This window comes from Teichococcus rhizosphaerae, assembly GCF_002631185.1.
In the GTDB taxonomy this organism is placed as follows: Bacteria; Pseudomonadota; Alphaproteobacteria; order Acetobacterales; family Acetobacteraceae; genus Pseudoroseomonas; species Pseudoroseomonas rhizosphaerae.
This window is the reverse complement of sequence record NZ_PDNU01000021.1, coordinates 1-12,909: the sequence shown is the minus strand read 5'-3', so window position 1 is coordinate 12,909 and position 12,909 is coordinate 1. Positions and strand designations below refer to the sequence as shown.

The 12,909-nt window shown below is 70.8% G+C and carries 13 protein-coding genes; 6 read left to right on the top strand and 7 right to left on the bottom strand.

Going from position 1 to position 12,909, the window contains the following annotated elements:
* Window positions 1-40: 40 nt before the first annotated feature.
* From CR162_RS11905 to CR162_RS11895, 3 genes are all read right to left on the bottom strand, one after another.
* Window positions 41-1,462, bottom strand: a complete 1,422-nt coding sequence (locus CR162_RS11905) for a hypothetical protein (RefSeq protein ID WP_099095779.1) — start codon at window positions 1,460-1,462, stop codon at window positions 41-43.
* Between the two features lie 194 nt (window positions 1,463-1,656).
* A complete protein-coding gene (locus CR162_RS11900) occupies window positions 1,657-2,412 on the bottom strand; it encodes an SDR family NAD(P)-dependent oxidoreductase (protein WP_099095778.1) in 756 nt (251 codons plus the stop codon).
* The gene (locus CR162_RS11895) at window positions 2,409-3,476 is read right to left on the bottom strand and encodes a ketopantoate reductase family protein (protein WP_245870303.1); all 1,068 of its coding nucleotides are present in this window, start codon (window positions 3,474-3,476) and stop codon (window positions 2,409-2,411) included. Before CR162_RS11895 ends, CR162_RS11900 begins: the two co-directional genes overlap by 4 nt.
* A 178-nt stretch (window positions 3,477-3,654) precedes the next feature.
* Here CR162_RS11895 and CR162_RS11890 point away from each other — a divergent pair, with 178 nt between their 5' ends.
* From CR162_RS11890 to CR162_RS11875, 4 genes are all read left to right on the top strand, one after another.
* The gene (locus CR162_RS11890; protein ID WP_099095777.1) at window positions 3,655-4,527 is read left to right on the top strand and encodes a DMT family transporter; all 873 of its coding nucleotides are present in this window, start codon (window positions 3,655-3,657) and stop codon (window positions 4,525-4,527) included.
* Window positions 4,524-5,396: a DMT family transporter gene (locus tag CR162_RS11885; RefSeq protein ID WP_245870301.1), complete on the top strand. Its 873-nt coding sequence runs from the start codon at window positions 4,524-4,526 to the stop codon at window positions 5,394-5,396. The genes CR162_RS11890 and CR162_RS11885 overlap by 4 nt, the downstream gene beginning before the upstream one ends.
* A 107-nt stretch (window positions 5,397-5,503) precedes the next feature.
* Window positions 5,504-6,037, top strand: coding sequence for a glutathione peroxidase (locus tag CR162_RS11880; protein WP_099095858.1), 534 nt, complete (start codon window positions 5,504-5,506; stop codon window positions 6,035-6,037).
* A gap of 29 nt (window positions 6,038-6,066) precedes the next feature.
* Window positions 6,067-6,318 carry a hypothetical protein gene (locus CR162_RS11875; RefSeq protein ID WP_099095776.1) on the top strand — a complete coding sequence of 84 codons (252 nt, stop codon included), beginning with the start codon at window positions 6,067-6,069 and terminating at the stop codon, window positions 6,316-6,318.
* Window positions 6,319-6,384: 66 nt separating this feature from the next.
* On the opposite strand, the gene CR162_RS11870 is transcribed toward CR162_RS11875, so the two are convergent.
* Window positions 6,385-7,194 carry a class I SAM-dependent methyltransferase gene (locus tag CR162_RS11870; protein WP_099095775.1) on the bottom strand — a complete coding sequence of 270 codons (810 nt, stop codon included), beginning with the start codon at window positions 7,192-7,194 and terminating at the stop codon, window positions 6,385-6,387.
* Window positions 7,195-7,342: 148 nt separating this feature from the next.
* On the bottom strand, window positions 7,343-8,968 hold the full coding sequence (locus CR162_RS11865) for a peptide chain release factor 3 (protein WP_099095774.1): 1,626 nt from the start codon (window positions 8,966-8,968) through the stop codon (window positions 7,343-7,345).
* A gap of 241 nt (window positions 8,969-9,209) precedes the next feature.
* Between CR162_RS11865 and CR162_RS11860 the strand changes: the two genes are divergently transcribed.
* A complete protein-coding gene (locus CR162_RS11860; RefSeq protein ID WP_099095773.1) occupies window positions 9,210-9,851 on the top strand; it encodes a PRC-barrel domain-containing protein in 642 nt (213 codons plus the stop codon).
* On the opposite strand, the gene CR162_RS11855 is transcribed toward CR162_RS11860, so the two are convergent.
* On the bottom strand, window positions 9,852-10,466 hold the full coding sequence (locus tag CR162_RS11855) for a deoxycytidylate deaminase (RefSeq protein WP_099095772.1): 615 nt from the start codon (window positions 10,464-10,466) through the stop codon (window positions 9,852-9,854).
* A 183-nt stretch (window positions 10,467-10,649) separates the two neighbouring features.
* Between CR162_RS11855 and CR162_RS11850 the strand changes: the two genes are divergently transcribed.
* A complete protein-coding gene (locus CR162_RS11850) occupies window positions 10,650-12,260 on the top strand; it encodes an ABC transporter substrate-binding protein (protein WP_099095771.1) in 1,611 nt (536 codons plus the stop codon).
* A gap of 54 nt (window positions 12,261-12,314) precedes the next feature.
* On the opposite strand, the gene CR162_RS22030 is transcribed toward CR162_RS11850, so the two are convergent.
* Window positions 12,315-12,909 (bottom strand): P-loop ATPase, Sll1717 family (locus CR162_RS22030; RefSeq protein ID WP_218014887.1); only part of this gene is annotated, 595 nt, incomplete at its 5' end.

The following is a 12,909-nucleotide window of genomic DNA, read 5'->3' as shown; positions in this document are numbered from 1 at the left end:
CTCTGGAGCCCCGATCCGGAGCCCGGATCAGGAGCGCCGATCAGGAGCCCTGGCGGGCCACCAGCAGCGACCCTTCCGGCCGGCGGCGGGCCCGCGCCGCCAGGATCGGTGCCTTGCCCAGCCGCAGCAGCAGCCAGGCCGTGATCATGCCGAGCTGGAACCCGCCGCCCAGACCGGCAAGGGGGGCGCTGCTGAGCAGCAGCACGACGCCGATGCCGAACAGCACCAGCCGCAGGCTTTCCTTGCGGATCTTGGTGTGGTCGCCGCCATGGCGGTAGGTGATGTAGACAGCCCACATCGTCATCACCTGGCTGAGGGCCAGCACCACGCCCAGCTTGGTGGGCGGCATCAGCACGAAGACCGGCGCGAACTTCAGCATGTTGAGCACCGGATAGAGCAGCATCCGGGATTTCGGCGTGCGGCGGTTGTAGAGGTAGAAGACCGCGCGCTGCGCCAGCAGCATGGCGGCCCAGCACGCCCCGCCGAGGCCGAGGCCGAGCGGCCCGAGCAGCCCCATCCCATGCGCCATGGCCAGCCCCGCCGCGCCGCTCGCCGCCGCCCAGATCCAGGCATTGGGCTCGATCGGGAAGTCGCGGAAGTTCGCCGCCTCGCACCGCAGCGTCGGCGACTTCTCCTTTCGCGCGGCCACCATGTCGTTCTCGTAGTAGCCGATCTCGTAGACGCACATCAGCGACAGGGTCAGGAAGGGCACGCAGCACAGCGCCGCCAGCAGCGCATCCGGGCTGGTGCCGAGGCTGAGCGCCAGCAGCAGGATGTCCACCAGCAGGATCTGGTCGAGCACATAGGAGCGCGTGTACTTGGCCGCGGCGGTGTAGCGCAGCGGCAGGTAGAGCCGCTCCGAGGCGCGGAAGGGCTCGCCCTGGGGGGTGATCAGCTCCCCCTCCCCCACCGCCGCCAGCAGGTCGCCGTCATCGCGGGAATCGGTGATGAACCAGGCGCGGGCGATCTCGGCCGCGCTGAAATGCGGCGCCACCAGGTGCAGCTTGCCGCTGCGGAAGTGGCGCCACCCCGGCAGCCATGGCGTGGCGATCAGCCGGCAATCCTGCCAGGGGCTGCCGCGCAGCAGGTGGCGGATCACGAAGGTCATGCCGAAGGAGACGATGACGACGTCGCGCGGGTCGGCCCGGCGCAGCCGCTCCGCCACCGCGGCGCTTTCCAGCCGCGCATACAGCCCGGGCGCGGCGCGCCGCCAGATCAGCAGGTTCCAGGGCATCAGCAGCAGGATGCAGAAGCAGCAGGCGAAGTCCCGCAGCCGGAACCACTGCTGGAGCCCGACCAGCTGCCAGGGCACGCAGCGGCGGATGAGCAGGTCCAGCACGGCCACCAGCAGGACCGGCTTGCAGGAGGCGATGAACAGCTCGGTGCTGTTGCAGGCAAACAGGGTATGGTCGAAATCCGCGAAGCGGATCCCCCTGGCCGCGCCGTTCCTCGCCGATCTCATCAGGTTCGCCGCTCCTTTCCATGATGCTTGCCGGGCGCCTTTCGCCGCCCGGAACCAGGGGACAGGCCAGGAGGAGAGATGCCCCTGGCGCCGGCCGCCGGGCAGCATCAGCTTCTATATCGGTCATTAACGCGGCTTAATGCCAAGTTTTCGTGACAGGCCTCATTAAATGCGAGGCGCGGCGGCGCTCCGGCCTATTTTCCGCCATCCACGCTGAGGATCTGGCCGCTGATCCACTTGGCGCGGTCGCTGGCCAGGAAGGTCACGGCGTCGGCGATGTCCTGCGCCTCGCCGAGCCGGCGCAGCGCGATGCCCTCCACCAGCCGCCGCTGCCCCTCGGCGCCATAGCTCTCGAACTGGGCGATGGAGGCGGGGTTGGAGGGGATGAAGCCCGGCGCCACCGAGTTGACCCGGATGCCGTGCGGCCCGAGCTCATGCGCCAGCTGCCGCGTCAGCCCCACCAGCCCGTGCTTGGCGGCGCAATAGGCCTGGATGCCGGTCAGGCTGCGCTGCAGCCCGGCGCCCGAGGAGATGGTGACGATGGCGCCCCGCCCGGCCTGCTTCATCCCCGGCGCGGCGGCGGCGCAGAGGTTGAAGCAGGCATGCAGGTTGATGTCGAAGATGGCGTGCCAGTCGGCTTCCGGCACCTCGTCCACAGGGCGCATCACCTGGCCGCGCACGCCGCCCGCATTGGCCACCAGCACGCCCACGGGGGCACCCGCCGCCGCCGAGACGCGGCCGATCCAGTCGCGCGCGGCGCCGGGGGCGGTGAGGTCGAAGGCCTCGGTCGCGATGCCGCGCGCGCCGGCGGTCTCGGCCAGCTCCCCGGCCGAGAGGTCGCAGGCGAAGACGCGCGCGCCCATCGCCGCGAAGTCCCGCGCGATGACGCGGCCGAAGCCGTGGCCGGCGCCGGTGACGGCGACCACCACATTGTCGAAGCGGATGTTCATGCGGGCAGCATCTCCAGCAGGTTGGCGTCGCTCATGGCGCGGGTGCCGCGCTCGCATTCGTGGACCTGGCCGATCAGCCGGTCCAGCGCGGGGGTGGGGATGCCGTGGCGGCGCCCCGCCTCGGCCACGGGGGCGAGCTGCGCGTCCACCTCGGTGGTGCGGCGGCGCACCCACAGGTCGCGCCAGATGCCGGAATGGGTCTTGGCGTTGGGGCGGTTGAAGGCGACCATCGCCGCCACGCTGGCCCGCGCCGCCGCCTCCGTCCCGCCGGGGGCGAAGGCCGCGGGGTCGAAGCCGTTGAAGCCGCGCGGCACCACGCCCTCGGCCGCCGCCACGCGCATCACCTCGCCGCCGAGCGCCCGCCACAGCGGCAGCAGCTCCGCGCGCTCCAGGCAGTCGGCGATGCCCTTCTCCCCCACCGCCTGGGCGAAGAGCAGCGCGCCATAGCCGAGCTTGCCCCAGAGATAGCCCGCGAGGTTGGGGGTGGTGATGGCGTCGGGCTCGAACACCCGCAGCAGCCGGTGCAGCGCCTCCAGCCGCGGCGTTTCCGTGCCGTCCAGCTCGCCCAGCACCACGGCGCCGCGCCCGCCATACAGCACCCGCCCCGGCCCCAGCCAGTCCGCGCTGAAGTTGACGAAGGCGCCGACGGTGCGCGCCTCCCCCACCACGTGGGCGATGATCGGCTCGCACAGCCCGTTCTGCAGGGACACCACGAAGCCGTCCTCGGCCAGGTGCGGCAGCAGGGCGCGCGCCGCGGCCTCGGTGTGCTGCGCCTTGACGCAGAGCAGCACGCGGCGGAAGCGGCCGCGCAGCGCCTCGGGCGTGAAGGCGGGCGCGTGGACCGTGTAGTTCTCCAGCGGCCCCTCGATCGCCAGGCCGCGCGCCGGGTCGCGGATGGCGGCCACATGTTCCGCCTCGATGTCCACGAACACCACGGCATGGCCGGCGCGCACCAGCGCCGCCCCCACCGTGCCGCCGATGGCGCCCGCCCCCCACACCAGGACCGGCCCCGCCATCCCGTCCGCCGCCGCGCTGTCCTGCTTGAGGGCCTGCTTGAGGGCCATGACCGATTCCCCTTCTTCCGCCCGCCGGGCTGCCAGCCGGGCAAGCTGGGCGCGGCGCCGGGAGGCGTCAACCCGCCCCCCGCCCCCGCTTCCCGGCGCGCGGCAGGCGCCGCCCTGGCGGATTCCCGCGCCCCGCCCCTTTTGGCGCCCGCCACTTGCGGCCATTGTGGCCCGCGTCATGACCCTGCCCGGCAATTTGCGCGGCGCCGCCCTGATGGCCGGCGCGGCGCTGCTCTTCGCCTATGAGGCATTGATGATCCGCTGGCTCACCGCCCGCGGCATCCCCCTCTCCACGCAATTGCTGTTCCGCTGCCTGGGGCAGGTCGTCTGGGTGGCGCCGGCGCTGCTGGCCGCCGGCCCCGGCGTGCTGCGCACGGCGCGGCCCGCGCTGCACGCGCTGCGCGGCGTCTGCTCGCTGCTCACCTGGGGCCTCTACTATGTCTCGCTGACGCTGCTCGACCTCGCCACCGCCACGGTGCTGTCCTTCACCAACGTCATGTTCACCACCCTGCTGGCCGGCCCCGTGCTGCGCGAGCGGGTGGGCGCCGCGCGCTGGGCGGGCACGCTGGTGGGGCTGGCCGGCATCGCGGCGATGCTGCGGCCGTGGGAAGGGACGGGGGCGGGAACCTCCCTCCCCGGTGTCGCGGTGGCGCTGGGGGCGGCGGCCACCTGGTGCGGCATCACCCTCTCCTCGCGCGTGCTGACGCGCTCCGAGGGCACGCTCACCATCATCGGCTGGGTCGGCATCATCACCTCGATCGGCACCCTGCCGCTGGCGCTGTGGCAGTGGCGGCCGCTCGGCGGCGTGGACCTGGCGGGGCTGGCGCTGCTGGGGCTGGTGACGCCCGGCATCCTGTGGCTGACCACCGAGGCCTTCCGCGCCGGCGAGGCCTCGGCCGTCGCGCCCTTCCAGTACCTGCGGCTGCCGGTGCTGGCGGGCGCCGGCTGGCTGCTCTACGCCGAGGCGCCGGACGGCATGGCCTGGGCGGGCGCCGCCGTGGTGCTGGCCGGCGCCGTGCTGGTGAGCGTGGCCGAGGCGCGCCGCCGGTGAGCCCGCCGCCCCTGGCCGCGGCACCGCCCTCCCCGCTGCTGCGCGCCGCGCTGCTCGCCACCATCGCCGCCTTCGTCTTCAACCTGGAGACGGTGCTGGTGAAGCTCATGACGGAGGTGCCCGTCGCCACCATCCTGCTGGCGCGCACGCTGGGGCAGGTCGCCTGGGTGCTGCCCGCCTGGAGCCGCGAGGGGATGGGGCTGCTGCGCACCCGCCAGCCGCTGATGCAGGGGCTGCGCGGCGTGCTCAGCTTCGTCAGCTGGGGGCTCTACTATGTGGGCTTCGCGCGGCTGCCGCTGGCCACCGCCACGGTGCTGTCCTTCACCTCCGTGCTGTTCGTCACCGCCCTGGCCGGCCCGCTGCTGCGCGAGCGCGTGGGCCGCCGGCGCTGGATGGCCACGCTGGCGGGCTTCCTCGGCGTGCTGCTGGTGGTGCGGCCGGGCGTGCTGCCCATCGGCTGGCCGCTGGCCGCCTCGCTCGGCTCGGCGCTGTTCGGCGCCGGCATCGTGCTGACCACCAAGGCCCTGGCCCGCACCGAGCGCACCGAGACGATCATGCTCTATATCGGCCTGATCGCCACGGCCGGCACGCTGCCCCTGGCGCTGCCGGGCCTCGCCTGGCCGGGCTGGACCAACTTCCTCCTCCTGGTGGGGGCGGGGCTGCTCGGCCCGGCGGGGATGCACCTCTGGATCAACGCGCTGCGCCTGGCCGATGCCTCGGCGGTGGCGCCCATCTCCTATGTGCGGCTGATCTTCGCCGCCGCGGCCGGCGCGCTGCTCTTCGCCGAGGCGGTCGATGGCTGGCTGCTGGCGGGGGCCGCGCTGATCGTGGGCAGCGCCATCTACATCACCCGGCAGGGAGGGAAGTAGGCCACGGGGAAGCAGAAGGCCTGGGGAAGCGGAAGGCCGGGATGCGCGCCGGCGCCGGCGCCATATATGAGCGCCCGACGATCATCCCGCTCCAGGAGACACCGCGCATGGCCGCACCGCCCCTTTCCGCCTTTTCCGCGCGCCGGGCCGATGGGCGCGAAACGCCGCTCGCCGAGTTCGCGGGCCAGGTGCTGCTGGTGGTCAACACCGCCAGCGCCTGCGGCTTCACGCCGCAATATGCGGGGCTGGAGGCGCTGCAGCGCGACTACGGGCCGCGCGGCTTCAGCGTGCTGGCCTTCCCCTGCAACCAGTTCGGCGGCCAGGAGCCGGGCGACGAGGCCAGCATCGCGCAGTTCTGCGAGACGCGCTTCAACGCCACCTTCCCCCTTTTCGCCAAGGTGGAGGTGAATGGCGAGGGCGCGCACCCGCTGTTCCGCCACCTCAAGGCGCAGAAGCCGGGGGTGCTGGGCACCGAGGCCATCAAGTGGAACTTCACCAAGTTCCTGATCGACCGCCAGGGCCGGGTGGCGGGCCGCTTCGCCCCCGCCACGGCGCCGGAGAAGCTGCGGAGCGAGATCGAGAGGCTGCTCGCGGCCGATGCTCGCCAAGATCTGAACGGCCCCGCCGCCGCGCCTGGCTAGGCTGTCCGCCGCAACAAAGGGAGGCGGCCATGGGCGACCATGTGGAGGACTACCCCACGGCGGAAACCGACTACCTGCCCCACATCATCAACCGCTGCGTGGAAAAGGCGAACCGCCACAACGTGCCCTACCGCTTCCGCCTGAACGGCGCGGTGGTCGTCGTTTCCCCGGGCCAGACGGCGGGGGCGGTGAACGAGGAGGTGCAGCGGCAATGGCGGATGAACCGCCTCCCGCGGGACGCCGCGCCGCCCGCCACGGCCGGCGCCGCCGCCACTGGCTGAGAGCGGGCGCCAGCGGGGAAGCGGCCCGGCGGGGCCGCCCATCCCGGCCCGGGAGGGGGCGGCCGCTCAGGCGGTCCCCCGCACCATCCAGGCGCGGGCCGAGAGGCGGATGCTGCCATCGGGCGCCACGGGCAGGGAAGCGCGCAGCCGCTCCCGCAGCGCCGCCCGGCGCCCCTCGCCGAGCGACAGGCAATAGGCCGGCGCGGGCGCGCCCCCGCCGAGAAACGGCGTCCAGTAGTCCTCGAAGTCGCGGAACACGGTCGGCACCTCGATGGCCGCCACCGACACGCCATGGAACCCGCCCCCCTCGAACAGCGTCCGCAGCGGCTCCGGGCGGCAGAGCGCGAAGCGCAGCGCCTCGTCCCGCTCGCTGGCGCCCGCCGGGTCCAGCGCGGCGGCGGCGTCCCAGAACCGGCGCATCATCTGCATGCCCTCGGCATAGTCCCAGACATAGGCGGCGCCGCGCCCGCCCGGCGGCAGGACGCGGCGCATCTCCGCCACCGCCCGCGGCTGGTCCGGCACGAAGTTCAGCGCCAGCCCGCTCACCACCGCGTCGCAGCCCGCATCGGGGACCGGCAGCGCCTGGGCATCGCCCTGGCGGAAGGTGAGGCGCGGATCGGGCAGCCGGTGCCGGGCATAGGCCAGGAAGGCCTCCGACCGGTCGATCCCCACCACCGAGAGCGGGTCGCAGCGGCCGAGGATGGCGCCGGTGAGCGCCCCGGTGCCGCAGCCGACATCCACCCAGCGGGCACCCGGCGCGACGCCGAGCTGGTCGAGAAACACCGCCGCGACCCGCCGGCTCCAGCGTCCGACATAGGGCTCATAGGCCTCGGCCACCGCCCACAGCCTGTCGGTCCCGCCCTCCCGCGCCACCATGCCGCCCGCCCTCCCGTCAGCGCGCCTCCACCGGGTGGGACATAGCATGTCTCGTTCCGGATTCGAAACATGAAGCTGCGCCTCGGCCGCTCCTCTGGCGGGCCGGGCGCGGGAGAGCGGCCGGAAAGGCCGGCGCGCCGGCGCCGGCTCAGGCGGCGGGGGCGGCCTGCTCCACCCCGTGCTGCTCGCGCAGCGCCAGGAACCTCAGCTGCGGCCACTCCTCCTCGGCGCGCTTGCGGCCCCATTCCGAGCTGAAGAAGGCCACGGGCTCATTGTCGTGGTCCTCGGCCATCTGGCTCGGCGCGGTGCGCAGGAAGCGGTCCAGCGCCGCGCGGTCCTGCGGCCCGTCCTCCTTCGGCGCCACCCAGCGCATGGTGGACCAGGAGGTGCTCTCGAAGGTGATGTGCACCCCGTATTCCGCCTGGATGCGGCTGCTCAGCACGTCGAGCTGGAGCTGGCCGACCACGCCCACCACCGGCTGGCTGCCGTCCAGCGGGCGGAACACCTGCACCACGCCCTCATCGGCGAGCTGGTCGAGCGCCTTGCGCAGCTTCTTGGCCAGCATCGGGTCGTCGAGCCGCACGCGGCGCAGGATCTCGGGCGCGAAGGAGGGCACGCCGCGGAAGTTCAGCGCCTCGCCATCGGTCAGCGTGTCGCCGATGCGCAGCACGCCGTGGTTGGCGATGCCCACCACGTCGCCCGGCCAGGCCTCCTCCGCCACCTGCCGCTCCTTGGCGAAGAAGAACAGCGGCGCGTTGACGGGGATGCTCTTGCCGGTGCGCACCTGCCTCAGCCGGGCGCCCTTGCGCAGCTTGCCCGAGCAGATGCGCAGGAAGGCCACGCGGTCGCGGTGGTTGAGGTCGGTGTTGGCCTGGATCTTGAAGACGAAGCCGGTGAGCTTCTCCTCCTCCGGCGCCACCACCCGCGTGTCGGCGCGGCGGGCGGAGGGGGGGGGCGCGAACTGGGCGAGGCCGTCCAGCAGGTGGCGCACCCCGAAGCCGCGCAGTGCCGAGCCGAAATAGACCGGCGTCAGGTGCCCCTCGCGGAAGCTTTCCAGCGCGAACTCGGGATAGACGGAGGCCAGCTCCATGCCTTCCCGCAGCACGTCGCCCTGGCCGTGCGGCAGCAGCGCGTCGATGCGCGCATCCTCCGGCCCCTCCAGCGCCTCGCGCCGCTCGCCGCCCTCGGCGATCAGGCGCAGGCTGTTGTCGTGCCGGTCATAGACGCCCGCGAAGGTGCCGCCCGAGCCCACCGGCCAGGTGGCCGGCGTCACGTCGAGCGCGAGCGTCTTCTCGATCTCGTCGAGCAGCTCCAGCGGCTCTCTGGCCTCGCGGTCCATCTTGTTGATGAAGGTGACGATGGGGATGTCGCGCATCCGGCAGACCTCGAACAGCTTGCGGGTCTGCGCCTCGATGCCCTTGGCGGCGTCGATCACCATCACCGCCGCGTCCACCGCCGAGAGGGTGCGGTAGGTGTCCTCGGAGAAGTCCTCGTGGCCCGGCGTGTCCAGCAGGTTGAACACCTGGCCGGCATATTCGAAGGTCATCACCGAGGTCGCGACCGAGATGCCGCGGTCCTGCTCGATCTTCATCCAGTCCGAGCGGGTCCGCCGCCGCTCGCCCTTGGCGCGCACGGCGCCCGCGATCTGGATGGCGCCGCCCAGCAGCAGGAGCTGCTCGGTCAGGGTGGTCTTGCCGGCATCGGGGTGGGCGATGATGGCAAAGGTGCGCCGGCGCCCGGCCTCGGTGGCGGTCTCGCTGGCCACGGTTTCCATCTGCTCCGACGCGCTCACTCGATCAACCCCTGGCGAAAAAAGCGCATATAGCGCGCGCCTGCGACAAAACCTACCCGGCGCAGCCCTGCCACGCGCCGCCCGCGGGGAGCGCGCCGGCCCGAAACCCGGGGCCGCCCCGCCGGGTTGTGGAGCCATCCCCCGCCCGGACACCCGCGACCCCCGAACTCCGCGACCCCCGAATTCCGCGACCCCCGAATTCCGCGACACAGAGGCTAGAGGCATGACCCCCCGCTCTCCGCTTCCGCTGCTGGCCACCCTCGCGCTGCTGGGCGCCGCCCCCGCTTTCGCCCAGGCTCCGGCCCCCGCTCCAACGCCCTCCCCGGCTCCGGCTCCCGCTCCGGCTCCGGCCGCCGCGCCGGAACAGCCTGGCCAGCCCCCGGCCGGCCAGGGCAACCAAAGCCCCCAGGCCCCCAGCGGCCAGAGCGGGACCGGCGAGCCGCAGGGCGGCCAGCCCCAGGGCCCCCACACGCGGGACAGCCGCACCCAGGGCCCGGAAACGGAAGGCCCCGGCGGCCGCGTCAACCCCGCCGCCAGCGTGGCGCCCGGCGACATGACGCCGGAGCGGAGCGTGCCCCTGCCGGGCAACGCCACCCGCTCCCTCGATGGCGGGCGCTGGCGCGCCAGCCGCCTCCTGGGCGCCGACATCGCCAGCTCGGAGAACAACGTCCTCGGCAAGGTGGAGGACCTGATCTTCACCCCCGAAGGCGGCATCACCGTCGTCATCGGGACGGGCGGCTTCCTCGGCATGGGGGAGCGGCTGGTGGCCGTGCCCTTCAGCCGCCTGCAGCACAGCGAGCGCTGGGTGCTGCCGGGGGCGACGGAGGAGACGCTGCGGCAGATGCCCGAGTTCCGCCACGACTGATCAGCCGCCGCCCTCCCCGCCGCCCGGCCGCGGGAAGGCCACCCCCGCGCCGAAATCGAACTCCGCCTGGAGGGTGGCAAGCGGGTCCTCCGCCGCGCGCGCCTCCTCCCGGTTGAGGCCCAGCGCGTCGAGCTGGTCGCCGCTGATGGGGGTGAACTCCACCCCCGCCTCCCGCAGCATGGCGATGGAAAGCAGCCCCACCCGGTCCCAGTAGGAGGCGGTGCCCTCGCGCGGGGCGGCGGCCACCACGCGCCTCACCCCCGCCTGGATCAGCAGCGTGGCGCAGGTGTTGCACACCGGCTTGCCCACCACATAGGCATCGCAGCCGCGCGCGTCGTGGCCGGCGTGGAGCAGCGCGTTCTGCTCGGCATGCACCATCATGCGCAGCTTGGTGGCCTTGTCCTGCAGCCGCTCGGCGCTGTCCTCCACATTGGAGGGGAAGCCGTTGAAGCCGGTGGCGACGATGCGCGCCCGCGGCTGGTTCACCAGCACCGCCCCCACCTTGGCGCGCGGGTCCTTCGACCACTGCGCGATGTGGTGCGCCAGGCCGATATAGCGCGTGTCCCAGCGGGCCAGCTTCTCCGGCCGGCCCTCGAAGGCGTTGACGTTGCTCATCCTCTCCCCGTCCGGCGGCGGCCGCGCGGAATGTCGGCATCCTGGCCAGGAAGGCGTTGACGCATCCCTTCCCGGCATGCGGCAATCATGGCCGATCGCCGGCCACAAGGCGACGCACAGGGACTGCCCGCCACCACGTCACCACCTCCCATGGCCACCGCTTCCTCTGGAGAGACGCCTGACATGCAAAGCACAGCCAACCGCGCCTTCCTGCGCCGCCGGGCCCTGCTGGCCGGCACGGCCCTGGCCCTGGCCGGCGGCGCCCTGCCCGGCGCCACCCCCGCCGCCGCCCAAGGGGCGGACACGCTGAGCCTGGCCGTCGCCGCCCCGCCCAGCTCGCTGGACCCGCACTACCACACGCTCTCCCCCAACAACATGGTGGCCGAGCACTTCTTCGATAAGCTCGTCTCCCGCAACGCCAAGGCGCAGCTGGAGCCGGGCCTTGCCGAATCCTGGTCGATGCTCGACGACACGACCTGGGAGTTCAAGCTGCGGAAGGGCGTGAAGTTCAGCGACGGGCACGAGTTCACCGCCGAGGACGTGGTGGCCACCCTCAAGCGCATCCCCGCCGTGGTGAACAGCCCGGGCTCCTTCTCCATCTACACCCGCGCCATCATCGGGCACGAGGTGGTGGACCCGCACACCATCCGCTTCAAGACCGCCTCGGTCTATCCGCTGCTGCCGCAGGACCTGAACAACGTCTTCATCATCTCCAAGACGATGGAGACCGCCGGCACGGGCGACTTCAACAACGGCCGCGCGATCGTCGGCACCGGCCCGTTCCGGCTGCAGAGCTTCACCCCCGACGACCGCGTGGTGATGACCCGCAACGAGGAGTACTGGGGCGAGAAGCCGGACTGGCGCCAGGTGACCTACCGCTTCATCAGCAATGACGGCGTGCGCGTGGCGGCGCTGCTCTCGGGCGACGTGCAGCTGATCGACGTGGTGCCGCCGGCCGACACGCCGCGCCTGCGCGCCACCCAGGGCATCGCCTTCTCCGAGATCCCGAGCCTGCGCGCCATCTACCTCAAGATCGACACGGCGCACGACGTCTCGCCCTACCTGACCGGGCCGAACGGCGAGAAGCTGGACCGCAACCCGCTGCGCGACGTGCGGGTGCGCCGGGCGCTCTCGCTCGGCATCAACCGCCAGGCCATCGTGGACCGCATCATGCAGGGGGCCGGCACGCCCTCCGGCCAGATGATGCCGCCCGGCGCCAATGGCTGGGCCGAGGACATCAAGGCGCCGCCCTACGAGCCCGACCGCGCCCGCGCCCTGCTGGCCGAGGCGGGCTTCCCCAACGGCTTCAGCATCACGCTGATCGGGCCGAACAACCGCTACGTGAACGACGCGCAGATCATCCAGGCCATCGGCCAGATGTGGCAGCGCATCGGGGTGAAGACCACGGTGGACGCCATGCCCTTCTCCGTGCTGGCGCAGCGCCAGGCGCGGAACGACATGTCGGCGATGCTGATCGGCTGGGCGACCTCAGGCGAGCCCTCCTCGGCGCTGCGCGGCAACCTGACGACGCGCATCCCCGAGAAGGGGTTCGGCACCGTCAACTTCAGCGGCTACTCCAACAAGGAGGTGGACCGGCTGGTGGAGGAGGGCCTGCGCACGGCGGATGACGAGAAGCGCGAGGACATCTTCAAGCAGGCGATGCGCGTGGCCATGGAGGATGTGGGGCTGATCACGCTGCACATGCAGAAGAACATCTGGGCGATGCGCGGCGGGCTAACCTACGAGGCGCGGGCGGATGAATATACGGTGGCGATGAATGTGAAAAATAAATAGAACTTGTTGCAGCGCAAGTATTTATTGTTATTTGCGCTGCATAATATTTTAATTCTACTGCCTTACCTCCCGCAACTTAGCATATTCTTTGAGTCCCAAATGCACCTTAAATCTTGCTGCTCCATTATCCCAACCCGCTTCTGGGTCTGTGTATTGGAAAGCCCACGAAGAGCCTCCATATCCACTACGTCTCTCATATCCGATCACTGAAAATCTATAGAGCAAGGCAAGTGCTTCAGCTGAGTTTATCTCATTTTTTTTCGTTTTTCTTCTGTCGTATTCTTTGACAAAATCTGATCTATCAAAAGTAAGCGTCGAAATCGCCGAGCAAGCTTGCAGAGCTTCTTCCCAGAGAGGCCAATGAGGAACTATTTCGTCATCTAATTCTCTTTTCAGATAAAGAGAGTATTCGTTTCTTGAATTAACAATATCTTTATTCGTAAGGGCATTGTCATTTTGATTTCTTTTTTTAAATTCATCAAGACTAGAGTTTAAAAAACTAATGACGTCGCGCGGTCTTAAAAAAGTTCTAGCCAAAATATGATCCCATTTCTTCTGAGAACCTCGCATAAGACTATTATCTTCTATTCGATCCCAGTCGGAATCCTCAGACAATTTAACTTTTAACCGTGTATCGATAAGGCTTCTT

Bases quoted from the DNA above. Each gene is read 5' to 3' on its own strand.
- CR162_RS11905 (WP_099095779.1), bottom strand. From the start codon at position 1,462: ATGAGATCGGCGAGGAACGGCGCGGCCAGGGGGATCCGCTTCGCGGAT.
- CR162_RS11900 (WP_099095778.1), bottom strand. From the start codon at position 2,412: ATGAACATCCGCTTCGACAATGTGGTGGTCGCCGTCACCGGCGCCGGC.
- CR162_RS11895 (WP_245870303.1), bottom strand. From the start codon at position 3,476: ATGGCCCTCAAGCAGGCCCTCAAGCAGGACAGCGCGGCGGCGGACGGG.
- CR162_RS11890 (WP_099095777.1), top strand. From the start codon at position 3,655: ATGACCCTGCCCGGCAATTTGCGCGGCGCCGCCCTGATGGCCGGCGCG.
- CR162_RS11880 (WP_099095858.1), top strand. From the start codon at position 5,504: ATGGCCGCACCGCCCCTTTCCGCCTTTTCCGCGCGCCGGGCCGATGGG.
- CR162_RS11875 (WP_099095776.1), top strand. From the start codon at position 6,067: ATGGGCGACCATGTGGAGGACTACCCCACGGCGGAAACCGACTACCTG.
- CR162_RS11870 (WP_099095775.1), bottom strand. From the start codon at position 7,194: ATGGTGGCGCGGGAGGGCGGGACCGACAGGCTGTGGGCGGTGGCCGAG.
- CR162_RS11865 (WP_099095774.1), bottom strand. From the start codon at position 8,968: ATGGAAACCGTGGCCAGCGAGACCGCCACCGAGGCCGGGCGCCGGCGC.
- CR162_RS11860 (WP_099095773.1), top strand. From the start codon at position 9,210: ATGACCCCCCGCTCTCCGCTTCCGCTGCTGGCCACCCTCGCGCTGCTG.
- CR162_RS11855 (WP_099095772.1), bottom strand. From the start codon at position 10,466: ATGAGCAACGTCAACGCCTTCGAGGGCCGGCCGGAGAAGCTGGCCCGC.
- CR162_RS11850 (WP_099095771.1), top strand. From the start codon at position 10,650: ATGCAAAGCACAGCCAACCGCGCCTTCCTGCGCCGCCGGGCCCTGCTG.